The sequence below is a fragment of the Pseudomonas sp. NCCP-436 genome (assembly GCF_019656335.1).
Lineage (GTDB): Bacteria > Pseudomonadota > Gammaproteobacteria > Pseudomonadales > Pseudomonadaceae > Aquipseudomonas.
Genome location: NZ_BPLZ01000005.1, coordinates 69,977 through 95,166 on the forward strand (window position 1 = coordinate 69,977; position 25,190 = coordinate 95,166).

23 protein-coding genes and 1 tRNA gene are annotated in these 25,190 nt (G+C 61.4%); 10 read left to right on the plus strand and 14 right to left on the minus strand.

The genetic code is table 11. The features are described from left to right. The first annotated feature begins 99 nt into the window (after positions 1–99). The 3 genes from NCCP436_RS17630 to guaD all read left to right on the plus strand — a co-directional run bounded on the left by NCCP436_RS17630 (position 100) and on the right by guaD (position 2,430). Complete coding sequence (locus NCCP436_RS17630) at positions 100–231, plus strand: hypothetical protein (protein WP_259651466.1); 132 nt, start codon at positions 100–102, stop codon at positions 229–231. Further along, on the plus strand, positions 228–1,058 hold the full coding sequence (gene xdhC / locus NCCP436_RS07530; protein ID WP_220803370.1) for a xanthine dehydrogenase accessory protein XdhC: 831 nt from the start codon (positions 228–230) through the stop codon (positions 1,056–1,058). Before NCCP436_RS17630 ends, xdhC begins: the two co-directional genes overlap by 4 nt. Before the next feature lie 64 nt (positions 1,059–1,122). Next, a complete protein-coding gene (guaD, locus tag NCCP436_RS07535) occupies positions 1,123–2,430 on the plus strand; it encodes a guanine deaminase (RefSeq protein ID WP_220803371.1) in 1,308 nt (435 codons plus the stop codon). Positions 2,431–2,536: 106 nt separating this feature from the next. On the opposite strand, the gene NCCP436_RS07540 is transcribed toward guaD, so the two are convergent. Genes NCCP436_RS07540 through rnd form a run of 3 tightly spaced genes read right to left on the minus strand, consistent with a single transcriptional unit; the run spans position 2,537 to position 4,937 of the window. Beyond that, positions 2,537–3,469: a D-2-hydroxyacid dehydrogenase gene (locus tag NCCP436_RS07540; protein WP_220803372.1), complete on the minus strand. Its 933-nt coding sequence runs from the start codon at positions 3,467–3,469 to the stop codon at positions 2,537–2,539. 3 nt (positions 3,470–3,472) lie between these two features. Then, positions 3,473–3,766 carry a YcgL domain-containing protein gene (locus NCCP436_RS07545; protein ID WP_220803373.1) on the minus strand — a complete coding sequence of 98 codons (294 nt, stop codon included), beginning with the start codon at positions 3,764–3,766 and terminating at the stop codon, positions 3,473–3,475. 49 nt (positions 3,767–3,815) lie between these two features. Further along, complete coding sequence (gene rnd, locus NCCP436_RS07550) at positions 3,816–4,937, minus strand: ribonuclease D (protein WP_220803374.1); 1,122 nt, start codon at positions 4,935–4,937, stop codon at positions 3,816–3,818. A gap of 160 nt (positions 4,938–5,097) precedes the next feature. On the opposite strand from rnd, the gene NCCP436_RS07555 reads away from it, so the two are divergent. Then, the gene (locus NCCP436_RS07555) at positions 5,098–6,150 is read left to right on the plus strand and encodes an SMP-30/gluconolactonase/LRE family protein (protein WP_220803375.1); all 1,053 of its coding nucleotides are present in this window, start codon (positions 5,098–5,100) and stop codon (positions 6,148–6,150) included. 46 nt (positions 6,151–6,196) lie between these two features. Here the strand turns inward: NCCP436_RS07555 and gdhA are convergent, their stop codons facing one another. Continuing rightward, positions 6,197–7,534 carry an NADP-specific glutamate dehydrogenase gene (gene gdhA / locus NCCP436_RS07560; protein WP_220803376.1) on the minus strand — a complete coding sequence of 446 codons (1,338 nt, stop codon included), beginning with the start codon at positions 7,532–7,534 and terminating at the stop codon, positions 6,197–6,199. Positions 7,535–7,698: 164 nt separating this feature from the next. Beyond that, positions 7,699–8,505: a 1-acyl-sn-glycerol-3-phosphate acyltransferase gene (locus tag NCCP436_RS07565; protein ID WP_220803377.1), complete on the minus strand. Its 807-nt coding sequence runs from the start codon at positions 8,503–8,505 to the stop codon at positions 7,699–7,701. 84 nt (positions 8,506–8,589) lie between these two features. Here NCCP436_RS07565 and NCCP436_RS07570 point away from each other — a divergent pair, with 84 nt between their 5' ends. Beyond that, positions 8,590–9,444 (plus strand): sulfurtransferase, encoded by an 855-nt coding sequence (locus NCCP436_RS07570; protein ID WP_220803378.1) that lies wholly within the window; start codon positions 8,590–8,592, stop codon positions 9,442–9,444. Between the two features lie 462 nt (positions 9,445–9,906). Beyond that, a complete protein-coding gene (locus NCCP436_RS07575; RefSeq protein WP_220803379.1) occupies positions 9,907–11,181 on the plus strand; it encodes an OmpP1/FadL family transporter in 1,275 nt (424 codons plus the stop codon). Positions 11,182–11,249: 68 nt separating this feature from the next. Here the strand turns inward: NCCP436_RS07575 and NCCP436_RS17635 are convergent, their stop codons facing one another. The 8 genes from NCCP436_RS17635 to moaB all read right to left on the minus strand — a co-directional run bounded on the left by NCCP436_RS17635 (position 11,250) and on the right by moaB (position 17,568). After that, complete coding sequence (locus tag NCCP436_RS17635) at positions 11,250–11,372, minus strand: hypothetical protein (RefSeq protein WP_259651467.1); 123 nt, start codon at positions 11,370–11,372, stop codon at positions 11,250–11,252. Beyond that, positions 11,369–12,574 carry an MFS transporter gene (locus NCCP436_RS07580; protein ID WP_220803380.1) on the minus strand — a complete coding sequence of 402 codons (1,206 nt, stop codon included), beginning with the start codon at positions 12,572–12,574 and terminating at the stop codon, positions 11,369–11,371. The genes NCCP436_RS17635 and NCCP436_RS07580 overlap by 4 nt, the downstream gene beginning before the upstream one ends. A 51-nt stretch (positions 12,575–12,625) precedes the next feature. Further along, complete coding sequence (locus NCCP436_RS07585; RefSeq protein WP_220803381.1) at positions 12,626–13,030, minus strand: MarR family winged helix-turn-helix transcriptional regulator; 405 nt, start codon at positions 13,028–13,030, stop codon at positions 12,626–12,628. Between the two features lie 240 nt (positions 13,031–13,270). After that, entirely contained in the window at positions 13,271–14,110 is an 840-nt protein-coding gene (gene ampE / locus NCCP436_RS07590; protein ID WP_220803382.1) for a regulatory signaling modulator protein AmpE, read from the minus strand. A 334-nt stretch (positions 14,111–14,444) separates the two neighbouring features. Beyond that, the gene (locus NCCP436_RS07595) at positions 14,445–14,969 is read right to left on the minus strand and encodes a C40 family peptidase (RefSeq protein ID WP_220803383.1); all 525 of its coding nucleotides are present in this window, start codon (positions 14,967–14,969) and stop codon (positions 14,445–14,447) included. Positions 14,970–15,057: 88 nt separating this feature from the next. After that, positions 15,058–15,675, minus strand: a complete 618-nt coding sequence (locus NCCP436_RS07600; protein ID WP_220803384.1) for a C40 family peptidase — start codon at positions 15,673–15,675, stop codon at positions 15,058–15,060. Positions 15,676–15,817: 142 nt separating this feature from the next. Continuing rightward, positions 15,818–17,032 (minus strand): gephyrin-like molybdotransferase Glp, encoded by a 1,215-nt coding sequence (gene glp, locus NCCP436_RS07605; protein ID WP_220803385.1) that lies wholly within the window; start codon positions 17,030–17,032, stop codon positions 15,818–15,820. Beyond that, entirely contained in the window at positions 17,029–17,568 is a 540-nt protein-coding gene (gene moaB / locus NCCP436_RS07610) for a molybdenum cofactor biosynthesis protein B (protein ID WP_220803386.1), read from the minus strand. The genes glp and moaB overlap by 4 nt, the downstream gene beginning before the upstream one ends. A gap of 68 nt (positions 17,569–17,636) precedes the next feature. Between moaB and mobA the strand changes: the two genes are divergently transcribed. From mobA to NCCP436_RS07625, 3 genes are all read left to right on the plus strand, one after another. Beyond that, on the plus strand, positions 17,637–18,209 hold the full coding sequence (gene mobA / locus NCCP436_RS07615; RefSeq protein WP_220803387.1) for a molybdenum cofactor guanylyltransferase MobA: 573 nt from the start codon (positions 17,637–17,639) through the stop codon (positions 18,207–18,209). 97 nt (positions 18,210–18,306) lie between these two features. Next, positions 18,307–18,528, plus strand: a complete 222-nt coding sequence (locus NCCP436_RS07620; RefSeq protein WP_220803388.1) for a YgdI/YgdR family lipoprotein — start codon at positions 18,307–18,309, stop codon at positions 18,526–18,528. Between the two features lie 106 nt (positions 18,529–18,634). After that, positions 18,635–18,711: transfer RNA gene (locus NCCP436_RS07625), tRNA-Pro, on the plus strand. A gap of 170 nt (positions 18,712–18,881) precedes the next feature. Here NCCP436_RS07625 and NCCP436_RS07630 read toward each other — a convergent pair. After that, positions 18,882–23,723 (minus strand): NAD-glutamate dehydrogenase, encoded by a 4,842-nt coding sequence (locus NCCP436_RS07630; RefSeq protein WP_220803389.1) that lies wholly within the window; start codon positions 23,721–23,723, stop codon positions 18,882–18,884. 454 nt (positions 23,724–24,177) lie between these two features. Between NCCP436_RS07630 and NCCP436_RS07635 the strand changes: the two genes are divergently transcribed. Then, on the plus strand, positions 24,178–25,137 hold the full coding sequence (locus NCCP436_RS07635; RefSeq protein WP_220803390.1) for a MoxR family ATPase: 960 nt from the start codon (positions 24,178–24,180) through the stop codon (positions 25,135–25,137). Positions 25,138–25,190: the final 53 nt, after the last annotated feature.

The window sequence follows — 25,190 nt, forward strand, 5'->3', positions numbered from 1 at the left end:
TCGACATCCACCCTACGGGCTGCCGAGGTTCGTAGGGTGGACAACCGCGCAGCGTCATCCACCAGGGGCGTGAATGAGAAACAAAGCAGGTGTACAACAATGACAAAACACACCGAACCGAATAACCCGCCCGCACGCCCGACGCCGGTACCGATTCTCGATCCGTCGCCGAGCAACTGGCGCCTGCCGCGCCCGGGCCAGACCACTCCGAGCTGGAGACTGAGCAAATGAACTGGATCAGCGCACTCGCCGAGCTGCAGCAAAAGGGTGAAGCCTGCGTTCTGGTAACCATCATCGAGGAGCGCGGCTCAACGCCGCGCAACTCCGGCTCGAAGATGGTGGTCACCGCCGAGCGTATCTTCGAAACCATCGGTGGCGGCCATCTGGAATACAAGGCCATGGAAATCGCCCGCGAAATGCTCGCCAGCCGTAGCCAGGATACCCGCCTGGAGCGCTTCTCCCTGGGTGCCAGCCTCGGCCAGTGCTGCGGCGGTGCCACCGTTCTGCTGTTCGAGCCGATGGGCCAGCCTCAGGCGCAGATCGCCGTGTTCGGCGCAGGCCACGTCGGCCGCGCGCTGGTGCTGTTGCTCGCCAACCTGCCGTGCAAGGTGCGCTGGATCGACTCACGGGAGAACGAATTCCCCGAGCAGGTTCCTGCCGGCGTGGAAAAGATCGTCAATGACGAGGTAGTCGACGAGGTGGAGAACATGCCACCCGGCAGCTACTTCATCGTCATGACCCACAATCACCAGCTCGACCTGGAACTGACGGCAGCAATTCTCAAACGCGGCGATTTCGCCTACTACGGCCTGATCGGCTCGAAAACCAAGCGCGTCAAGTTCGAACACCGCCTGCGCGAACGCGGCTTCGACGAACTACTGATGGCACGCATGCGCTGCCCCATGGGCCTGGCCGAGGTCAAAGGCAAACTGCCTGCGGAAATTGCCGTATCCATCGCCGGCGAAGTGATCGCCACCTACAACGCCAACTTCGGCCAGGAAGTGAATAAGGGCGAGTCCGCCGTCGCCCGTCTGCTGCCCGGCTCGCGCCGCGCCTGAGCCCTCCGTACACTGACCGAAACGGGTTCGCACAGCGCACCCCACGCATGAGATCCGAATAACCATGAGCACCACCCGCAAAGCCTACCGCGCCGCCATCCTGCACAGCCTTGCCGATCCGGCGGTGGCAGGCATCGAGTCGTCCTACCAGTACTTCGAGGACGGCATCCTGCTGATCGAGAACGGCCAGGTTGCCGAGGTTGGTGAGGCCGCCAGCCTGCTGCCGAAGCTGAACGGGGTGGATATCCAGGAATACCGCGATGCGCTGATCACCCCCGGCTTCATCGACACCCATATCCACTACCCGCAGACCGGCATGATCGCCTCCTACGGCGAACAGCTGCTCGACTGGCTCAATACCTACACCTTCCCTACCGAGCGGCAGTTCGCCGACAAGTCCCATGCGGCGGACGTGGCGGCGATCTTCCTCAACGAACTGCTGCGCAACGGCACCACCACCGCACTGGTATTCGGTACCGTGCACCCGCAGTCGGTAGACGCCTTCTTCGAGGCGGCCCTGGCACTGAACCTGCGCATGATCGCCGGCAAGGTGCTGATGGATCGCAACGCTCCGGACTACCTGACCGATACGGCAGAAAGCGGTTACGCCGAAAGCAAGGCGCTGATCGAGCGCTGGCACGGCAAGGGCCGTCTGCACTACGCCGTCACCCCGCGCTTTGCCCCCACCAGCACGCCGGAACAGCTGGATCTGGCCGGTAAGCTGCTGCGGGAATATCCGGATCTGTATATGCACACCCACCTGTCCGAGAACCGCAAGGAAATCGAGTGGGTCAAGGAACTGTTCCCGGAGCGCAAGGGTTACCTCGACGTCTACGATCATCACAAGCTGACCGGCCCACGCGCGGTGTTCGCCCATGGCGTGCATCTGTGCGACGACGAGTGCAAGCGTCTGGCGGAGACTGGCTCGGCAGTGGCCTTCTGCCCCACTTCCAACCTGTTCCTCGGCAGCGGCCTGTTCAATCTGAACAAGCTGGAGCAGCACGGTGTGCGCGTCGGCCTGGGCACAGATGTGGGCGCCGGCACCAGTTTCAGCCAGCTGCAATCGCTCAACGAGGCCTACAAGGTGATGCAGCTGCAGAGCAAGAAGCTCGACCCGTTCAAATCGCTGTACCTGGCAACCCTGGGTGGTGCCAACGCACTGTATCTGGACGACCGCCTGGGCAACTTCCTGCCGGGCAAGGACGCCGACTTCGTGGTGCTCGACTACAACGCCACGCCGCTGATGAGTTACCGCATGCAGCAGGCCCGCAGTCTGGAGGAACGTCTGTTTGCCCTGACCATGCTTGGCGACGACCGTGCCGTAAAGGAAACCTTCGCCGCCGGCGTATCGGTACACCGCCGCGACGCCTGAGTGGAAGCGAAAAGCCCCGGACTCTCCGGGGCTTTTCGCTGATGCCGACAGCCAGGCTCGGTACGAAACGCGCCTGCGCTCGATGAGGCTTCGTTTCGTACGAAACCTAGTAACCGCGGGCGAAATCCACTTCACCGCGCAGCGCTTGCCGGTTCTGCCAGCGCGCCAGATTGTCGAGAAACAGCTCAGTCATCAGCGCCGGATCAGTAGGTGCCGAGCTGTGCCCGGTCAGCAACAGACGCGGCGCCGTCCAGAACGGATGGCCGGGTGGCAGAGGCTCCTCGCGGCAGACATCAATCACCGCGCCGGCCAACTGCTGCCGTTCCAGCGCTGCGACCAGATCCGCCTCCACCACCGCCGTGCCACGCCCGGAGTTGATCAGCAGCGCCTCGGGGCGGAAACATGCCAACAACGCAGCATCGTAGATATCGCGCGTGGCCGGGGTATCCGGCAGCAGATTGACCACGTAGTCGGCCCAACCGACCTGCTCAGCCAGTGATTCAAGCCCCGTCACCTCACTGAACGGCACCTGCCGGCGCGGCTGGCTGGCAATGCCACGCAGCAACACCCCGAATGGCAGAAGAAATTCGGCCACACGCTGGCCGATGTCGCCGCAGCCAACGATCAGCACCCGCCGCCCGTTCAGGCTGCGCGGCAGACTGTTGTCCCAGCGCTGCTCGATCTGCGACTGCAGGCGAGCGAACAGACGCCGTTCATGGGCCAACATATGGCCCAGCACATACTCGGCCATGACCTGACCGAAAATCCCCACCGCACGGCTCAGTCGGTAGTCGCGCGGCAAGTCGTCAGCCAGCAGCGGCGTGATCCCGGCCCAGGTGGACTGTAACCAACGCGGGCGCAACCCCTGACGCAACAGTGGTGCCAGCAGGCTCGGTTCCCCCAGCCATACCTCACATGTCGCAGCCTGCGCCTCCAGGATTTCACTATCACAGGCAGCCACACACTGCAGATCTGCACGGATGGCGGAGAGCCGCTGCGCGTAGATGGCGTGATCCTGTTCGGCAATCAGCAGTCGCATGACTTACACCGGGTCATTGCGGCGCAACAGTTCGTCCGGCAGGTGCTGGATGTACTCATCCTCCGGTGGCGGCATCTGCAGGTGATAGCCCTGTTTCTCGAGGTTCTCCAGCACTTGGCCGATATCCTCACGCGCCAGCTTGCGCTCCGGCGTCAGCACCAGGTCAAAGGCATGCACCGGCGGCCCGAACAGCGCCAGCAGGCCCTCTGGCACGCGGCTCAGTGCTTCGGCCTTGAGCACGTAAAGGTACATCTCGTTCTTACGTGGACTCTTGTAAATGGAACAGATGCGTTTCACGCAGATTTTCTCCTTCGATGGCCTGCAGGGCCTTGAATGACCGGACGGATCAGCGCTTCGCGAGGAAGTCGAGCAGAGCCTGCCCCATCAGCTCCCGGCGCCAGCCTCGCAGCGAATCGGGCAGTTGGTAAGGCCCATCGGGATAACCGCTCTTGAGCAACGCCTCCAGGCTCTTCTTGCGCAGCATCAGCTCTGGCGCAATATCCAGCCGCTCGGCCTCACGCTGACCAATCGCACGCAGTTTCTTCAGTATCGCCGCAGCTTCCAGGGGGAGTGGCTCAGGTAGTGGCTGTGGCCACTGCTCCGGAGGCAACGCGGCAGCCTCACGGATTAATTGCAGCAGGGTTTCGCCATCCTGTCGCACGGTTCGCGGGTGCATGTCATCGATACGCGCCAGAGCCGCCAGATTGTCCGGCTGAGTACGCGCCAGTGGCCACAGCGAATGCTCGCGCAGGATGCGGTTGCGTGGCAGGTCACGGGTGCGCGCCTCACGCTCGCGCCAGGCACACAGCACACGCAGCACAGCCAGTTGTTGAGATCCAAGGCGCCAGGCCAGCTTGACTTCGCGCCAGGCCTCCAGCGGATCACTCTCGCTCCCCAGATTGGCCACCAGCTCGGCACCGTCCTCCAGCACCCAGTCGAACTTCTGCCGCGACAGGCGCGTCTCCAGAGCCCGGTATATCTCCACCAGATGCAGCACGTCCTCCGCAGCGTAGCGTACCTGCAGTTCGGAAAGCGGACGCTGCAGCCAGTCTGAACGGGTTTCCCCCTTCGGCAGCTCGATGCCCAGCAACGCCTGCACCAGCCGCGAATAGCCCATGGAGAAGCCGATATTGAGATAGCCGGCAGCCAGCTGCGTATCGAACAGCGGGCTCGGCAGCACGCCAGTCAGGCGCAGGAACACCTCCAGATCCTCACTGCACGAGTGCAGCACCTTGATCACTTCCGGCGCCTGCAGGAGTGTGGCAAAGGGTGACCAGTCACCGATCGATAGCGGATCGATCAGGTAGGCCTGAGCGCCGCAGCTGACCTGCAGCAGGCCGGCCACAGGATAGAAGGTATCCACGCGCATGAACTCGGTGTCCAGCGCGACGAAGGGCTGCGCCAGCCAGGCCGCACAGTGCTCGGCCAGGCTGGCATCGTCGAGAATCCAGTGAATGTCGTTGGCCACGCGGCTCTCCCATCAACAATGGCGCGCAGTATATATGCCTGGGAAGGATGCCGGACATTCATCCGCTCAATCCACTACCGACAGCCTCCGGTCTTCCCGGTAAGCTGGCCGCCCGGAGCCCGATTGAACCGCCGGGTACCAGTACATGGGAATTACAACAATGAAGAAACTGCTGCTTCTGCCGCTGGCGGCCGTCATCGGCTATCTGACCCTGACACCCAGCCCTATCGACCCGCTGTCCTGGCAAGCTCCCGAGCCGCCAGCCATGATCGGCGTGCTGGAACCCAACGACACTCTAATGAAGGCCGAACTGCTCGCCCGCAGGCAAATCCACGGCCCGGAAGACACAGCAGTAGACGGCCACAACCGTATCTACGCCAGCCTGCAGAACGGGGGCATCATCCGCCTGCTGGCCGACGGCAGTCTGGAGACCTTCGCCGACACCGGCGGCCGCCCGCTGGGCATGGACTTCGATGCCGCAGGCAACCTGATCGTCGCCGACGCCTACAAGGGTCTGCTGCGCATTGATCCACAGGGCGCGATTCAGGTGCTGAGCACCGAGGCCGAAGGCATGCCCTTCGCTTTCACCAACGACCTGGATATCGCCAGCGACGGCACCATCTACTTCAGCGACGCCTCCTCACGCTTCCAGCAGCCGGACTACCTGCTCGACCTGTTGGAAGCCCGTCCACACGGTCGCCTGCTTGCCTTCGATCCGGTCAGCGGCAAAACCCGCGTACTGCTCAAGAATCTGTACTTTGCCAACGGCGTAGCCTTGTCGGCCAACGAGGACTTCGTACTGGTCAATGAAACCTATCGCTACCGCATCACCCGCTATTGGCTCAAGGGCGACAAGGCAGGCCAGCATGAGGTGTTCATCGACAACCTGCCCGGCCTGCCGGACAACCTGCAAGGCGACCGCCAGGGCACCTTCTGGGTCGCCCTGCCCTCGCCACGCAAGGCCGATGCCGACTTCCTCCAACGCCACCCCTGGCTCAAGGCACAACTGGCCAAGCTGCCACGTTTCATGTGGCCGAAAGCTAAACCCTATGGCCTGGTGATTGCTCTGGACGAGAACGGCAGCATCGTGCGCAGCCTGCACGATCCCAGCGGCACCCACCTGCGCATGATCACCTCGGTCAAGCCGGTCGGCGATCAGCTGTACTTCGGTAGTCTGGACAACGACCGCATCGGTCGCCTGCAGCTGCACTGACAAAAAGCCCCGGCATAGCCGGGGCTCTTCTAGTCCTCCGGGCGAATCAGACCACGCCCTGAGCCAGCATGGCATCGGCCACCTTGACGAAGCCGGCGATGTTGGCGCCCTTGACGTAGTTGATACGGCCGTCCTCCTCACCATAGTGCATGCAGGCGTAGTGGATGTTCTGCATGATGCCATGCAGACGCTCGTCCACCTCGCCGGCGCTCCAGTGCAGGCGCATGGCGTTCTGGCTCATTTCCAGGCCGCTGGTGGCCACACCGCCGGCGTTGGAAGCCTTGCCCGGCGCGTAGCAGATGCCGGCCTCGATGAACAGATCCACCGCCTCCAGAGTCGAGGGCATGTTGGCCCCCTCGGCCACACAGATACAACCGTTCTTCAGCAGGGTACGCGCATCCTCACCGTTGAGTTCGTTCTGCGTCGCACACGGCAGTGCGATGTCGCATGCCAGCCCCCAGGGCCGCTGGCCCGCAAGGAACGGCAGGCCATAATGCTCGGCCATTTCCTTCAGTCGTCCGCGACGCACGGTCTTCAGCTCCATCAGGTAGTGCCACTGCTCCTCGCTCAGACCAGCCTCGATGTGCAGGGTACCTTCGGAATCGGACAGCGAGATGACCCGGCCGCCCAGCTCCATCACCTTCTGTGCGGCGTACTGCGCCACATTGCCGGAACCGGAGATCGCCACACGTTTGTCGCAGAAACCCTGGTCGATGCGTTTGAGCATTTCCTCGGCAAAATACACACAACCGTAACCTGTGGCTTCCGGACGGATCAGACTGCCGCCATAGCTCAGGCCCTTGCCGGTCAGCACCGAGGTGAACTGGTTGGACAGGCGCTTGTATTGGCCGAACAGATAGCCGATCTCGCGACCACCAACGCCGATGTCACCGGCCGGAACGTCAAGGTCGGCCCCGATGTGCCGGTACAGCTCACTCATGAACGACTGGCAGAAGCGCATCACCTCACCCTCGCTCTTGCCCTTGGGATCAAAGTCCGAGCCACCCTTGCCGCCGCCCATGGGCAGCGAGGTCAGGGAGTTCTTGAAGACCTGCTCGAAGGCAAGAAACTTGAGCACCCCGAGGTTGACAGAGGGATGGAAGCGCAAGCCGCCCTTGTACGGACCGATGGCACTGTTCATCTGGATGCGATAGCCACGATTGACCTGCACCTGGCCACGGTCGTCGACCCAGGGCACACGGAACATAATGACGCGCTCCGGCTCGACCATGCGTTCGAGAATGCCGGCCTCGCGATAGCGCGGGTTGGCTTCGAGGAAAGGCCACAGACTGCGAACCACCTCTTCCACCGCCTGGTGGAATTCGGGCTGATCCGGATCACGCTGCTTCACGCGCGACAGAAAAGAATCGACAGACAACGACATGCGGCACCTCGACAGCACGGAGACAAAGTGGCCGGCACTTTAGCAGGCGAGCAAGCCCCAAAACAGATCAAAATGTCGCCTTAATGAAACTTTTTAGTGCCACGACCTGCAAGAGCACATCAAACCCCGCTCAGAAGCGGGCTATGTCGCACCAAAAATAGACGCTATTTCGCCCTATTTTCGATCATCTCGACTTCAAAGGGCTGCGTCTCTACCCTTGTCTCTCCTTCGCTCAACAACTGCTGCATAGTCTGACGGGTGTCGTCCATCAGCGCGGCCATGTCATCCCGGCTGTAGCGACAGGTATCGATGGGAGCGCCAATGGCCAACTGCACCGACTGATTCAGGTTCAACCTCCAGGTTCGCGCCGGCAATACCTGATGGATGCCGCGGATAGCCACTGGAACGATGACCGCATCAGTATCGAAGGCCAGGTGAAAACATCCCTTCTTGAATGGCTGCAAACGCCCGTCAGGCGAACGCGTGCCTTCCGGCGCGGCCCACAGCACGATACCGCTTTCCATCATCTGGCGCGCCAGCTCCAGATCACGACGCGCCTGCTGAGGGTTGTGCCGGGCCACGAATGGGAATTCGGCCATGCGCATGGCCCGACCGAGAAAAGGAATGCGAAACAGCTCGCTCTTGGCCAGCATGCGGATCGAGCCCGGTAGCGCGACAAAGCTGACCGGAATGTCGTAATGACTGGAGTGAGTGCACAGAATCAGATAACGTCGACCGTCACTGAAGTCCGGGCAGTCGCCCTGCACCGTCAGACGCAGCCCCACCAGACGCAGCAGCGCCGCCGACCAGACGCGGGTGTAACGGTCAACGTGTTCTCGGCGCAGCCGTCCGAGGACGGCCCGGCCCATTACCAGCAGGCAGAAATACAGGGTCACGACAACCGTCCCCAGTGCAACGCCGGCGCGCCGGGCCAGGTTGGCATGGCGTGAAGCAGGTAGCAGACTCAACATCACAGGGCTCCTTCTTGGCGGGAGATCAAACGGCGGGCTAGGCGATAAGATGCCTGCAAAGCCTAAGACGACACAGGAGGCAATATGCCATTGGCACAGCTGATCAGCACGGAACAACTTCACCAGCGCCTGGGTGAAAACAATCTCATATTGCTCGACTGTCGCTTCGCTCTGGAAGAGCCGGCCTACGGCCGCCGCAGCTATTTGGACGGCCATATCCCGGGCGCCCATTTCCTCGATCTGGAACAGGATCTGTCGGCTCCGGTGATTAGTGGTGTCACCGGCCGTCATCCGCTGCCCGACCCCAGCGCACTGGTCGAACGTCTGCGCGCCTGCGGACTGCGCGCAGACAGCCAGGTGGTGATCTATGACGACGGCCCCGGCGCCTTTGCCGCCCGTGCCTGGTGGCTGCTGTTGTGGCTGGGCAAACGAGATGGCCTGTACCTGCTCGACGGAGGCCTCAAGGCCTGGCGCGAGGCTGGCCTGACACTGGACAGCCAGCCGCCAACCGCCGGCAACGGAGACTTCTGCGCCAGCCCGGACGACAGTCTGGTGCTGAGCGCCGAGCAACTGCTGCTGCGCCTGGGCAGCAGCGACCTGACACTGCTCGATGCTCGCGCCCTGCCGCGCTTTCGCGGCGAAGTGGAGCCTATCGACCCGGTGGCCGGACACATCCCGGGGGCACAGTGCGCGGCATTCACCGACAACCTCGGAGTCGATGGCCGCTTCCTTCCCCGCGAAGCCCTGCGCGAGCGCTTTGATCGTCTGCGCGGCGAACGACCACTGAACAACCTGGTGGCTTATTGTGGTTCCGGCGTCACCGCCTGCCACAACCTGTTCGCCATGAACCTGGCCGGCTACCCGCTGGCACCACTATATGCTGGCTCCTGGAGCGAGTGGATCACCGATCCGGCCCGCCCCGTAGCCACTGGCAATTGACACCTGCTTGCAATCGCCCACCCGGCATACCCACAAACTCCGCCGTGAAACCTGGCTTAAACGCCAAAAGATCACAGCAGCCATGAAAATGAGCAGCCCGGCAGAGTCTTCTGGCCAGACTACCAGCTTGACGACTCTGCCTGCCCTCCCAGCCCCGGCGCTGCGCACGACTACCACGGCAATAACTGCCAGCGATCTCTAATCCCTTCAAGGCCACATCATCTCGACCGACGCCTGCCAGGGCAATCAGCCCACTAGCCTGCAGAATCATTCCAGCGCATGCGGTCTGAGCATAGGGACAAACTTACCAAAGCCGTCCCGGCCATCAGAACAACATCAAGATGCCAGCATGATCATGAAAATTGTCAGACAATCTTAACTTTTTACTGAACTTTATCGACTTGGCAGCAGTCCACAAACCCTGTAGCGTGCGCCCCCTCGCCTCACCACAGGAGCTTCCCCGTGAGCCAACGTCTCCTCAAGACCGGTCTGGCCATCGCCATCAGCACCCTCTCCATCCATAGCCTGGCCAGCGGCTTCGCCCTCAACGAACAGAGCATCTCCGGTATGGGCACCTCCTTCGCTGGCCGCTCGTCATCCGCTGACGATGCCAGCACGGTGTTCGGCAACCCTGCCGGTATGGCGCGCCTCAAGCGCGACGAAATCTACGCCGGGGCCGCAGCAATCCATGCTCGCAGCGACATCCGCCAGCCCCACGCCAGCGTCGGCCCGCTCTCCCTGAGCGGCAGCAACGATGGCGACATGGTGCCGACCACTGGCGTACCCATGGGTTACTACGTCAAACCGCTGGACGACAAAGTGGCCTTCGGCCTCGGCATCTACGTACCGTTTGGCCTGATGACCGACTACGAGCGCAACTTTCAGGGCCGGTACTACGCAGACAAGAGCTACGTACGCGTCATCACAATCCAGCCGACCCTGAGCTATCGCTTCAACGACAAGCTGTCGGTAGGTTTCGGCCCTACCTTCAACCATATCGAGGGAGAACTGAGTTCCTCGCTGCTCAATCCACTGAGCCCCGGCAGCAATGACGGCAAGGTTCGCGTACGCGGTGACGATACCGCCGTGGGTTTCAATGTCGGCGTACTCTACGAATTCAGCCCCGCCACCCGCGTCGGCCTTACCTACCATTCACGGGTGAAATACCAGCTCGACGGCGACACCCGGGTATCCGGCAGCGGCGCCCTGGCCGGTCTTGCCGGCAAGTATGACGCCAGTCTCGACCTGACCACGCCCGAGTCCGTGGACTTCTCGGTGACCCACGAACTGACCGATGCGCTGACCCTGCATGCCGGCAGTACCTGGACGCGCTGGAGCCGATTCCAGGAAATCCGCGTGGAGAATGATTCCACCACCCTCCCGGCGAACCTTTCCACCATCACCGAAGAGCAAAACTGGCATGACACCTGGGCGCATGCCCTGGGCCTGTCCTATCGGCTGAACCCGCAGTGGACGCTACGCACCGGCCTCGCCGTTGACCAGTCGCCGATCAACAACACCAACCGCTCGCCACGCATCCCCTCCGGCGACCGCACGATCTTCAGCCTGGGAGCCGGCTGGAGCCCGACTCAGGATCTGACCGTGGATCTGGCCTACTCCTACCTGCAGGAAGAATCGGTCAACGTAGCCCATCAAAGCCCAACGCGCGGCGACTACCGTGCACGCTATCGCAATAGCGCTCACGGCTTTGGCGCAGCACTCAGCTACCGCTTCTGATCATCTTTTGCTGGAGCCTGTTACTACAGGCTCTTAGAGCCCGATCCGATGGCCAACAAAGAGCGCAGCTAGCAGATACCGACACCCAGCTGCAGCAAGGCCAGCCCACCCTGGCGCCAGCCCCACCAGGCCAGCGCCAGCAACCCCAGAACGAGCGCCAGGACGGCCAGCCACGACACCCAACGACTCACGCCGCCGCTTCCTGCAAGCGAGCTACCGGCACTTCACGAACCGGCCAGTTGAGCACCGCCGCAACCACACTCAGAGCGATGGAAATCTGCCAGACCAGGTCGTAGCTACCGGTGTGATCGTAGAGGTAGCCTCCCAACCAGCCGCCCAGGAAGGAGCCTAGCTGGTGGAAGAGAAAGACAATGCCGCCAAGCATCGACAGATTGCGCACGCCGAACAGCGTAGCCACCGTGCCGTTGGTCAGAGGCACCGTCGACAGCCATAGCAACCCCATGGCAATACCGAACAGGTAGGCACTCCACTGCGTCAGCGGCGCCAGCAGAAACAGCGTGATGACCACACCGCGCAGCAGGTACAGGGCACTGAGCAGGCGCGGCTTGGACAGGCGTCCACCCAGCCAGCCGGCGATGTAGGTACCAAAGATATTGAACAGACCGACCAGTGCCAGCACCGTGGTTCCGGTAAGCGCCGGCAGGTGATGGTCAACCAGGTAGGCCGGCAAGTGCACAGCCACAAACACCACCTGAAAACCACAGACGAAGAAGCCCAGCGCCAACAGCCAGAAACCGGAATGACCGGCTGCCTCACGCAGCGCCTCGCCAAGCGTCTGCTCCACTCCGCCGCTGGCCGGCATCGGCGTCTCTCTTATCATTGCCGCCAGCGGCAGGATCAGCGCCACCAGCAACCCCAACGCCAGCAGTGCGGCGGACCAGCCCAACCAGCCGATCAACCCGAGCGTACCCGGCAGCATGGCGAACTGACCGAAGGAGCCGGCGGCCGCAGCGATGCCCATGGCCATGCTGCGTTTCTCCAGCGGAACTGCCCGGCCAACCACCCCGAGGATGACCGAAAAAGATGTGCCGGACAGACCGATACCAATCAGCAGGCCGGCACTCAACGACAGGGACTGAGGCGAATCGGAAAGCCCCATCAGCACTAGCCCCAGCATATACAGTAGACCGCCACTAACGATGGCCTTGCGTGCACCGAAGCGGTCGGCAAAGGCACCGGTTATCGGCTGCACCAACCCCCAGATCAGGTTCTGCAGGGCAATGGCGAAGGCAAAGACTTCGCGTCCCCAGCCGAACTCCGCACTCATCGGCGGCAAAAACAGACCGAAGCCATGTCGCGTGCCAAGCGACAGCGCCAGGATCAGCGAGGCTCCAAGCAGCAGCCAGGTGGATGAACGCCATGCAGTTGGCATCGGTATCTCCAGAGGCGGTCGCTTGCGACCGGATAGACACTATTCAGGCACTCAGGCCAGTTCTTCAAGAAGCCTCATCAGCTCGGCATGACGCTCAACGCCCAGTTGCCCGGCCAGCGCCTGCTGCGCCTGTTCCCACAGCGGCACAGCCTGTTCGATGCGCTGCACGCCGGCATCGGTGAGGCGCACCTCACGCGCACGCATATCACGCCCCTCCCCCAGCTGCAGCAGTCCCTGCTCCGCCAACACCCGCAGATTGCGTCCGAGAGTGCTGCGATCCAGCCCCATCGCCTCAGCCAGCGCCGAGATGCTCGGCTGACCAAGGCGCTGAACATGGCGCAGCAGGGAAAACTGGGCAGCCCCCAGCCCGACGGCGATAAGCGCGTCGTCATAAGTCCGGGTCACCTTGCGGCTGGCTCGGCGCAGGCGCGTACAAAGACACTGGGTCGGCAACATGCATACAGGTATATACCCGCATTACTCATTCGTCCTCATACAGCTGCGCATCGAGTTGGCGTAACAGTTCCTGATCTGCCACATCGGATTAGCTTGCGGACATGAAGATACTGCCCGGCCAGCACCGAATTCGATGGTTCATCGCCTGCAGCGGCTCGGCTCAATACAGCTACCCCACCACTGCCGGACTCGAAAGGCACGCCTCATAAGGTGTTTCGACGGAATTGTCGGGCCTCATGCTCAGGCAAACCACAGCTCCAGAATCAGCAGGCACACCAGCCACAGTGCAATACCGGTGACAAGCAGATTCAACGCCCGTTCGATGTCACGGGCCTGCGGTGACTGTCCCTGCCCTAGCCCCTGCAGACTCACCCCGAGAGCTCCGGCGCCGGCCGCCAGTACCGGACCGATGTTGGCACCCGGCCAGGCGGATGCCTGGCACATCCAGCAGCGTAGCGCGGGAGCGGTTCGGCCAAGCAGTGCATAACTCAGAGCCGTCAGCCTGGCCGGCAGATAACCAAGCACATGGGCAATCTTCAGCGCAGCCCAGCCGAAGCGCTCACAACGTGGGTTAGCGACACCCCAGGCCGTCTCCAGACCGCTGCTCAGGCGATACAGCACGACCCCTGGCGCACCTGCGATGAAAAACCAGAACAGCACGGCAAATACCGAGTCGAAGCCCTGCTGCAGCACTGTCGCAACACCGGCAGATGCGGCACCTGTATTCTCCTGCAACCGACCAGTTCCCTCAGAAGAAAAGCCCAGACGCAAGCTCTGCGCCAACACTTGAGCGCTACCGTACAGCGAGCGCAGACCAAGTGCGAAATACAGGACCAATATCTCCAGCGCCCAGCCAAATTCGGTCAGGTGTACCAACAGCCAGGTAATCAGGGTCAGCGGCAGCACCGCCAGACACCAGGCTGTCACACCATGGCTACGCCAGCCCCCACCCGCCGGATTGAAACGCTGCTCCAGGCGTTCAGCCAACCGCCCGAACGGCTCCCGGAGATCAGCATGCCTCGCTCCACCGAGCACGGCATTCAGAGTAATGCCAGCTGCGGTAATCATAAACAGACTCATGCCATCACACTCCCCCGAGACGGAAGTGCGCTCGCGGCCAGCCTTCCGGCACAATCATACATGCAGTACTTCCGTGCTTTGGATGCCCACGTAGCGCACTGCCGCAGCAGCAACCGACCTCACTCGGACATCCATATAGATCAGAACATGTGAAAAGCAGAAAGATACGCTCCCGCTGCCAGCGGAAGAAAAGCCGGGCAGCGTCCTCCGTGATGCGTTAAATCCACAGCAAGCCGGTCTCGAACTGATTTTCCCGGCGAATCCTAGCGGCTCGAAGGGTAGAAGGCGGTGACACTGCCCGTCAACGCCAAGCCTGGAGACTGACAGCCAGATATCAGGGATGGCGTGCCAGACCAGGCGTAATGATCCTCCTGGCATCCAGATAGGCGCGCTGCCAATAGCTGTTGTCCAGGCTGTCCAGACGCACTGTACCTCCACTGGAAGGGGCATGGACGAAGCGCCCTTCACCAACATAAATCCCGGCATGGCTGACAGACCGTCCGCCACTGGTGGCGAAGAACACCAGATCACCGCTCTGCAGAGAGTCACGCCGCACGGAGGGAACACGCATAGAACTCAGTTCGCGAGTTGAACGCGGCAGACTGATACCCGCAGCATCGCGGTAGACGTAGCCAATCAAACCGCTGCAGTCGAAACCGCCCTCAGGAGTATTGCCGCCATAGCGATAGGGCGTTCCGACCAAGCCCAGGGCGCGGAACAGCACATCTTCGGCCGTACCAACGTAAGCACTGGGCGTTGCAACAGGTAACTGAGGAGACTGAGGGGCCGGCGAGCGACTGGAGCAGGCACCAAGCAGTACCAACAGAAAGACGAGGGCAAGGCGAGAAATAACAGCCATGGGCATAGCAATCCTAAGCCGGAATGCACTTTACTCTGCCGGCTCGCGGCACACCATGCAACCTTGGCGGCCACGACTGGCGTAGCATTCAGCGCGACTTGGTGTCGCCCTGCTCCTCAACCGGTGCAAGTGCCAATACGCGTTTGGCTTCCAGATAGCTACGCTTCCAGTAGCTGTTATCGAGGCTGTCGATACGTACGCCGCCGCTACGACTGCTGCTGGAGTGAATGAACTGGTCGTCACCCAGATAAATCCCGGCGTGACTGACACGGCCGCGACCACGATCATTGAACAGAATCAGATCGCCAGGCTCCAGATCGGCACGCGCCACCTTGGGCGCATCCAGCTTGATCAGCTCTCGCGTGGAGCGCGGCAGCTCCAGACCGACTTCCTCACGGAACAGGTAGCCGATGAAACCGCTGCAGTCGAAGCCCGACTGCACCGAGGTGCCACCGTAGCGGTAACGAGTACCGATCAATGAGCGACCAAGCTCCAGCAAGCTGTCAGCCAACTGCGGCATCTCATAGGGTTCATCGTTCATCAGCTCACCGACTTCTTCGTCGGCAGGTTCGACCTGTAGGCTGATCGAAGGCGATTGGAGCTCAACCGGCGCCTGCATCACCAGAGGCTGCTGTGGCTGAACCGCACAGGCGGCAAGCATGGCTGCGAGCGCAAGAGGCACGAGGGGTGCGAAGCGTTTTAGCATGGGCACGACCGTGTCGATGGAATTCACAAGCTGCCGACTATGCCTTCTATGAAGTCGATTTGCAAATTCTATCGCTGTTTTGTGTGACCCACACCGACGCAAGGAACATCTAACACGCCTTGATCAGCAAGATGTGCGCTACTCAGCCCAGTATTTCGCTCAGTGGGATGAAACGCAGCCTGTCGCCCTCGGCCAGCTCCCGTCCTTCAACAACCTCAGCCAGTCCCTCGGCCCAGGCAGCGCTGCGCAGCACTCCCGAACTCTGGTTGGCATAGGGCACCGCACGACCATTTTCCAGCCGTGCCCGCAGATACTCACGACGTTTGCCAGGCCGCGACCAGGCGAAACCGGCCGGCACCTCGAACGCCAACGGCTCGACCCTGCTCACGCCCAGTCGGCGCAACAGGTAAGGTCGTGCCAGCAGACCGAAGGTCACCAGCGTAGAGGCCGGGTTGCCTGGCAGGCCGATTACCGGCACACCCTGAAAATGGCCGACCGTCAGCGGCTTACCCGGCTTGATCGCCAGCTTCCACAGCGCCAGCTCGCCTGCTTCACGCAGCGCCACACCGAGAAAATCAGCCTCACCGACGGAAACACCACCACTGGAAAGGATCAGGTCCACCGCCCCGAGATCTGCCAGCACCTGCCGCGTGCGCGACAGGTCGTCCGGCACGATGCCTGCGTCCACCACCTGACAGCCCAAACGCTCCAGCCAGCTAATCAGCAGCAGTCGGTTGCTGTTGTAAATCTGCCCCGGCCCGAGTGGCAAACCTGGTTCAACCAGCTCATCGCCTGTAGATAGCACCGCCACCTTCAGTGGCCGGCATACCTGCAGGCGTGCAACACCCAGCGAAGCAGCCAGGCCCTGTTCGACAGGCCCCAGCCGGGTACCAGCAGGCAACACGCAGTCGCCACTGCGCGTTTCCTGGCCACGGGCACGGACATTCTGCCCACGCATGAGCGGTTGGCGAAAGATCACCCGCCCAGCATCATCGAGCTCGACGTTCTCCTGCATTTCCACGGTATCAGCGCCTTCCGGCAGCGGAGCACCGGTAAAGATGCGTGCACAGCTACCTGCTGCCAACGGAGCAGGCGCTGCCCCGGCAAGGATGCGCTGGCTGACCGGCAGAGACTGGCCGTGCCAATCGTCCAGACGCAGCGCATAGCCATCCATTGCGCTGTTATCCCAGGGTGGCAGATCCAGTGTTGCAAGCAGCGGCTCGGCCAGTACTCGGCCAGCAGCCCGGGACAGCTCAACAGTCTCGACCTCGGTTACCCGACTCGAATCGGCCAGAGCCAGCAAACGCTCCAGAGCCTGCTCCAGGGGTAGCAGGCCAGGCTGATCGCAACCACTCATCCGCGCGTCTCGCATGCAGCCACGGCCTTGAGCTGAGGAACGAAGTTGCAGGGACGATGGCGAGCATCCAGTTGCTCGACAAGAATGCCGTCCCAGGCCGTGCGACAGGCATTGGTCGAGCCTGGCAGACAACATACCAGGGTGCCGTTGGCCAGGCCGGCCAAAGCCCGCGACTGAATGGTGGACGAGCCGATGTCGGCCACGGAAATCTGCCTGAACAACTCACCGAAGCCATCAACCTGCTTGTCCAGCAAGCAGCTCACAGCCTCTGGCGTACTATCGCGCCCGGTAAAGCCGGTACCACCGGTAATCAGCACCACCTGCACCTCGTCCTCTGCAATCCAGGCAGCCACCTGGGCACGGATACGGTAAAGATCATCCTTGAGCAGGACACGCGCCGCCAGTCGATGGCCGGCGCCACTCAGGCGTTCGACCAGAAGCCGCCCGGAAGTGTCGGTCTCCATCGAGCGGGTATCACTGACAGTCAGCACGGCAATGTTCAGCGGCACGAAAACCGCATCGGCCTTGTGGTTCATGACGGGTATCCAATCAGGTAAGAATGGGCCAAGTTATATCACACAGCCCGCTTCCGGAGACCGATCACATGAACATCCCCTCCTGCTCGGTACTACTGCTTTGCGGCGGTCGTGGCCAGCGCATGGGCGGCGCCGACAAAGGACTGCTGACCTGGCACGGCCGGCCTCTGGTGGCCTGGCTGCACGACGTGGTGCGACCGCTGAGCGATGACCTGATCATTTCCTGCAACCGCAATGCCGAGCACTACCGGCCCTATGCCGACCGCCTGGTAGAAGACCAGGATCGCACTTTCCAGGGGCCACTGGCCGGCATTCGCGCCGGACTGGCTGCGGCCCGCCACGAGCAAATGCTGGTACTGCCCTGCGATGCGCCACGAATTGATCACTCCCTGATCGACGCTCTGCTTGCCCACTCCGGCAACCGACCGGTAGTGATTCGCCAAAATGGCTTCTGGGAGCCGCTATTCTGCCTGCTGCCCACTGCACTGGGTCAGTCACTTGAACAGGCCTGGCAGACAGGCGAGCGCAGCCCGCAACGCTGGCTGGCCGGACTTGAACCAGTTGCCGTGGACTGCCCTCCTGACGATCCACGCCTGGCCAACCTCAACAGCCCCGATCTGCTAGCCCTAGAACCTCTCTGAGAAATATCGCCAGACCGGCAAAGGAACTCACAAAGCTGTTTCACGTCAGAGCCAGGGTAACGCAGAACTTGCGCTTCATTAATTCAGGAGACAGAGCATGAACCAACGGATTATTCCCGCCCTGCTGTTTACTCTCGGCCTGGCCACCCTGGCCGGCTGTTCCACCCCGTCGGTCATCACGCTCACTGACGGCCGCCAGATCCAGACCGTGGACACGCCGAAGTTCGACGAAGAGGCCGGCTTCTATGAGTTCGAACAACTCGACGGCAAACGCGCCACAATCAACAAGGATCAGGTTCAAAGCGTCAAGGAGCTTTAAACGCCTTCAGCGAGCATGCCGGACACAAGCCGAATGAGCGCTGTGGTGAATTTTTTTTGCCTAACCCCTTGTGCAGTAAAAGTTTTTCAGTAGAATGGTCTGCATTCGGAGTGTAGCGCAGCTTGGTAGCGCGTCTCGTTCGGGACGAGAAGGTCGCAGGTTCGAATCCTGTCTCTCCGACCAACTACCTGTTCCAGCTGGAACAACGAAAAACCCGGCCATAACGCCGGGTTTTTCGTTTCCGGCCATCTCATCCAATACCCTTCTCCCGGTTCAGGCTTATTACGCCCCCAACGGGACTGCCTGAAAAGAACAAGCCCCGCCAGAGCGGGGCTTGTTTGCAGTAGTGCAGTTCAAGCGCTCAGGGCCAGATCCATTAGTTCGCGACTGGCTACGGCATACATGGCATAGTCGTTGCCGATAGCAGAGCGAAGCTCGGCCAGCATGGTCTTCCAGCGGCCCACCAGACGTTGGTGCTGCTCCAACCAAAGCGCCACACGAGCCTTCACCTCCTGTGGTTCATCGGCCATCTGCAACACCGAAACAGTGATCGCTCGTTGCTGCCAGTCCAGGTCGTCGCGGAAGGCTTCGCGAGCCAGCGCCTGCCAGTTGCTCTCTACACTAAGGCTGGCAATCTGCTGCAGGTACCAACCCAGATCCAGCGCATCGCCAACAGCGAAGTAGACACCAGCCACCTCACCGGCATCCCGCCCGGTGACATCCGCCGCCTCGATGATCGGCAACAGCGTGTAGAGATGCCCGGTACCGGCCACCACACGGGCCAGGGCGTCCGGTACACCAGCCTCGACGAGGCCCTGATAACGCTCAAGCCACTGTTCACGCGCCGGCCCTTCAAGCAACTCATCGAGACGACCGATGAGAGCCTCGATACGCGGAGCAAAATGCGCCACGTCATGCGCGGCGTCCAACTCGTTGCGATGATTGCGCAGGAACCAGCGCGTGGCACGACGCCCCAGTTGCATCAACTCATCCATCAGTTGCAGTTGCAGGTCGGCCGGCACCTGATAATCCAGTGCCTCGATCTGCTCCCACCAGTACGGCAGACGGAACAGGTCACGCACGATCACATAGGCACCAGCGACATTAGCCGCACTCACGCCGGTAGTTTCCTTGAGGCGCTGCACAAAGGTGATACCCATGTGGTTAACCAGGTCGTTGGCGATCTGCGTGCTGATAATTTCGCGCTTGAGGCGGTGGCGACGCATAACCTCACCGAAGCGCTCTGTCAGCACATCCGGGAAGGCCGTTTCCATCTCGCGTGCCAGGTAGTCGTCGTCCGGCACGCGGGACTTGAGCAGCGACTCCTTGAGATCGATCTTGCTGTAGGAAATCAGCACCGCCAGCTCTGGCCGGGTCAGACCGCGACCATTGGCACTCCGCTCGTTGAGCGCCTCATCGGAAGGCAGGAACTCCAGAGCCCGATCCAGCTTGCCGGCACTCTCCAGAGCATTCATCAGACGCTTGTACTCGCCGATGTTTTCGCACGCATATCGCTCGGCCAGAGACAGGGCCTGGGTCTGCTTGTAGTTGTTGCGTAGCACCAGCGTGGCGACTGCGTCGGTCATCTCGGCCAGCAACTTGTTGCGCTGTTTCTCTGTCATGTCGCCGGCGGCAACGCTTTCCCCCAGCAGGATCTTGATGTTCACCTCATGGTCCGAGCAGTCGACACCACCGGCATTGTCAATGAAGTCGGTATTGCTCGCCCCGCCATTGAGGCAATACTCGACCCGGCCCAGTTGAGTCATGCCCAGATTACCGCCCTCACCCACTACCTTGGCACGCAGCTCGCAGCCATCGACCCGCAGTCCATCGTTAGCCTTGTCACCAACGTCAGCGTGGCTCTCCCGACTGGATTTCACGTAGGTGCCGATACCGCCGTTCCAGATCAGATCCACCGGTGCCTTGAGCAAGGCATTGAGCAGTTCGTTGGGAGCCAGTCTATCTGCGCAGATGTCGAAACGCGCCTTCATCTGCGGAGTGATGGCAATACTTTTGGCACTGCGCAGGAATACACCACCACCCTCAGAGATCAGCGAAGCATCATAGTCAGCCCAGCTTGAGCGCGGCAGCTCGAACAGCCGCTTGCGCTCGACATAGCTTCTGGCCGGATCCGGATTAGGATCGATGAAAATGTGCAGATGGTTGAAGGCTGCCACCAGTTGCAGACTCTGCGACTGCAGCAGGCCGTTGCCGAACACATCGCCGGCCATGTCACCAATGCCGATGACCGTGACATTGTCCTGCTGCACATCTATCCCGCGCTCGCGGAAATGACGCTGCACGCTAACCCAGCCCCCCCTGGCGGTGATCCCCATCCCCTTGTGGTCGTAACCGGCCGAGCCGCCGGAGGCAAAGGCATCCCCCAGCCAGAAGCCATACTCGGCGGCAATACCATTGGCGATATCAGAGAAGGTAGCGGTGCCCTTGTCCGCAGCCACAACCAGATAGGGGTCGTCACCGTCGTGGCGTACCACACCGGCTGGCGGAACCACCTGGCCATCGCGCAGGTTGTCGGTGATGTCCAGCAGGCCGGAAATGAAGATGCGGTAGCAGGCGATACCCTCAGCCATCACCTCGTCACGACTGCCACCAAGCGGCAACCAGCGCGGTACGAAGCCGCCCTTGGCGCCCATGGGCACGATCACGGCGTTCTTCACCTGCTGCGCCTTGACCAGGCCAAGCACCTCGGTACGGAAGTCCTCTTCGCGATCGGACCAGCGCAGACCGCCACGGGCCACGTCACCAAAGCGCAGATGAACGCCCTCGACCCGTGGACTGTAGACAAATATTTCAAACTTAGGCACTGGTCGAGGAATTTCCGGAATCAGTCGCGGGCTGAGTTTGAAGCTGAAATAACTGCGGGCTTGCCCCTTGTCATCCAGCTGGTAGAAGTTGGTTCGTAAAGTTGCCTTGATCAGGTCGAGGTAGCGCCGCAGGATACGGTCCTCGTTGAGCACCGCGACGTTGTCCAGCTCGGCCAGAATGGCCTGTTCGAGTTTCTGCTGTTTGTCTTCCAGATCCTCTGCGGTGAGCTTGCGCGCCAGGTAGAAACGAATCCGGAACAGACGCACCAGCTCCTTGGCAATTTCCGGGTGGTTGATCAGAGTGGCAGCGATATAGCTGAGGTCAAAACCCAGGCGGATTTGCTTGAGGTAATGGGCATAGGCACGCAACAGTGCCACCTCACGCCAGGGCATCGCGGCCGTCAGTACCAGACGGTTGAAGGCATCGTTCTCGGCATCGCCGCTGACGATATGAATGAAGGCATCCTGCAGCGTGTCATTGAGTTGCTGGATGTCGACAGCCAGACCTTCGGCATAGGTGAAGGCGAAGTCGTGGATCCAGAACTCACGGCCGTCGGCGCGATGCAACCGGTAGGGAAACTCGCCGAGCACACGCAGACCAAGGTTTTCCAGGATCGGCAGCACGTCTGACAATGGCAATGGCGTGTCCGCATGGTAGAGCTTGCAATGCAGCTGCCGCCCACCCTGGGCCAGCGGCTGATAAAAACTCATCACCAGCGGTCGCTCGGCACCCAGGCTGAGCAGATGCTGCATGTCCACCACCGCCGAGTGCGGCGCAAAGCGCTCGCGGTAACCGGCCGGGAAACCGTCCGGGAACTCGCTCAGCACGCGGGTGCCCTGGGCCTCGCCGAGGCTTTCCACCATTAGAGTGAAATAGTCGTCCTTCCATGAGCGACAGGCCTGGATGACTTCCTTCTCCAGCAACAGCGGATCTATCTGCACCCTGTTCTTCGCATCAACACGGAGGATGAACTGCACCCGGGCCAGTACCGACTCGGAGAAGAAGGTCCAGAATTCGCAATCGGTTGCCTGCAGGCGATCCATCAACACCTGCTGTATCTTCAGTCGTGTCTCGGTGGAGTAAACGTCGCGCGGCACGTAAACCAGGCAGTAACAGAAGCGGCCGTAAGGATCACGGCGCAGGAACATGCGGATCTTGTTGCGCTCCTGAATCTGCACGATGGCCATGGCAGTGGCGAACAGGTCGTCTACCGAGGTCTGGAACAGATCGTCACGGGGCAACACCTCGAGCACCTGAGCCAGTTCCTTGCCCAGATGCGCACTGCTGTCAAAGCCGGCGCGTTGCTTGATCTCATCCACCTTGCAACGGATATAGGGAATGTTCCAGACGCTCTCGGCGTACACCGAGGAGGTGTACAACCCCATGAAACGGCATTCGCGCAGCAGGTTGCCCTGAGCGTCAAGCTGGCGGATGGATACGAAATCGGGATAAGCCGGCCGGTGCACCCGGCTGGGTACCGCAGCCTTGGCAAACGACAACAGCTGCGGCTCAAGCAGATAGGCCACGGCTTCCGGCTCGATGTGCAGCTCCTCGGCACTGAGCCCGGTGCGCAGGCGCCGCGACAACCCGAGCAGGGAGCTCTCGTCGTAGAGCATGCTGCCACCATCGGCATTTTCGGCCACGATGAACTCTTCGTAGCCGAGGAAGGTGAAGTGGTTGTCCAGCAACCAGCTCAGGAAAGCCTTGATTTCCTCGATCTCGGCCCTATCCGCCTGGACACCGGCCTGATCGAGCCAGCCCAGCAGATCACGGGCCTTGTCCTTCATTGGCAGGAAGTCAGCCACGACCAGCCGTACATCGCTGAAGACATCCTCAATGGCCCGCTCCAGCGCGCGCAGATCACTGCTGCTGCCACAGCGGTCGATCTCCAGGAACATCAGCGCTTCCTGCAGGATACCCTCGCCCTGACTACCCTTGGGCAGGATTTCCAGCAGCCCGCCACTGGCGTCGCGACGCACGCTGAATACGCTGTTCTGCAGGGTGTGGATACTGAAGCCTCGGCGATTGAGCTCCATGCGCACCGAGTCGACCAGAAACGGTATGTCGCCGTGGAGTATCTCTACCGCCGTGTGGGTCGACTGCCAGCCATGCTTCTCGTAGTCCGGGTTGAACGCGCGCACTTGCGGCTGTGACTGATCAAAACGTCCCAGCAGTCGCCAGGCGGACAAGGTGCAGCCGATCAGGTCGGACATGCGTCGCTGAATCAGCTCCTCGAGCGCGACAATGCCGAAGAACTGTTCCGCGAACAACGCTACCTGCGGCAGCGCCTGATCACTGACATGCTGAGCCAGGGCCGCTTGCAGTTGATGCTGGAAGTCAGCTTTGCTGGCCGCTGTAAAGAAAGCCATGGTAATGCTCCTTTGGCTATTGGTTCGACAGGAGGGCAATCACGCCCTGATCACACCGTCGTCCCATTGTTTCAACCTTAGTCCACGGAGCGCCGGTGGCTCCGGCAACCGGAACTGAACCGCAACAAGGAATGGCGACCGATCAGTCACGTCTGGAAATTCAGCTTAACGAGGGTGCCCGGGCAGCCGCTTGCGATGCTGCGACATTTTCGTTCAAGGGCGTACCCTGCCCGCTCCTGCACAAGAACAAAATCGGGTCATTAATCAGGCTTGAGTGATCCAGCAGCCTGGCCTGCAACACAGAGGCTAGCTCCAGCTACCGGCACAGACTGATATCCAGTTCATCTCCAGCCACCGGATACATGGCGAGCGGGACGGCAAATGCATTAAAGTCGGCCCTCAGCACAGCAGGCGGCGCACAGCGCCCGCCCATTGCCACCATAAGAGCCCGACGATGGAACACCGTGACGCCCTGGTTGCCCTGCGACAATTTCTTTCCAGCCAGATCCTTGGCCAGGATCGACTGATCGACCGCCTGCTGATAGCGCTGCTGGCCGACGGCCACCTGCTGGTCGAAGGCGCTCCCGGACTGGCCAAAACCAAAGCGATCAAGGAGCTGGCCGAAGGCATCGAAGGCGAGTTTCACCGCATCCAGTTCACCCCGGATCTGCTTCCGGCCGACATCACCGGCACCGAGATCTACCGTCCGGAAACCGGCAGCTTCGTGTTCCAGCAGGGACCGATCTTCCACAACCTGGTACTGGCCGACGAAATCAACCGCGCCCCGGCCAAGGTGCAGTCGGCGCTGCTCGAGGCAATGGCCGAGCGTCAGGTCAGCGTCGGCCGCTCGACCTATGACCTGTCGCCGCTGTTTCTGGTGATGGCGACGCAAAACCCCATCGAACAGGAGGGCACCTATCCGCTGCCAGAAGCTCAGCTCGACCGTTTTTTGATGCACGTGAAGATCGGTTTTCCCGACGCCAGCGTGGAACGCAAGATCCTCGCCCAGGCCCGTGGCGATGCGCTCAACGGCGAGGCCAAGCCAGAACGGCGAGTCAGCCAGCAGGCGATCTTCGCCGCCCGCAAGGAAATCCTTGGTCTGTACATGGCCGATGCTGTGGAGGAATACCTGGTTCAGCTGGTGATGGCCAGCCGCACTCCCGCCAAGTTCGATGCCGAGCTGGCCGAATGGATTGCCTATGGCACCAGCCCACGCGGCTCCATCGCCCTCGACCGCTGTGCACGGGCTCACGCCTGGCTGGCCGGTCGCGACTTCGTCAGCCCAGAAGACATTCAGGCGGTGCTGTTTGACGTCCTGCGCCACCGCATCATTCTCTCGTTCGAGGCCGAAGCCTCAGGCGTGGATCAGGATCGCGTGATCCAACGCATCCTCGACGTGGTCGCGGTGGCCTGAATGGATAGCCTCGCCATCAGCTCACCAGCCCGGCTGCGGGCCCTACACTGAGT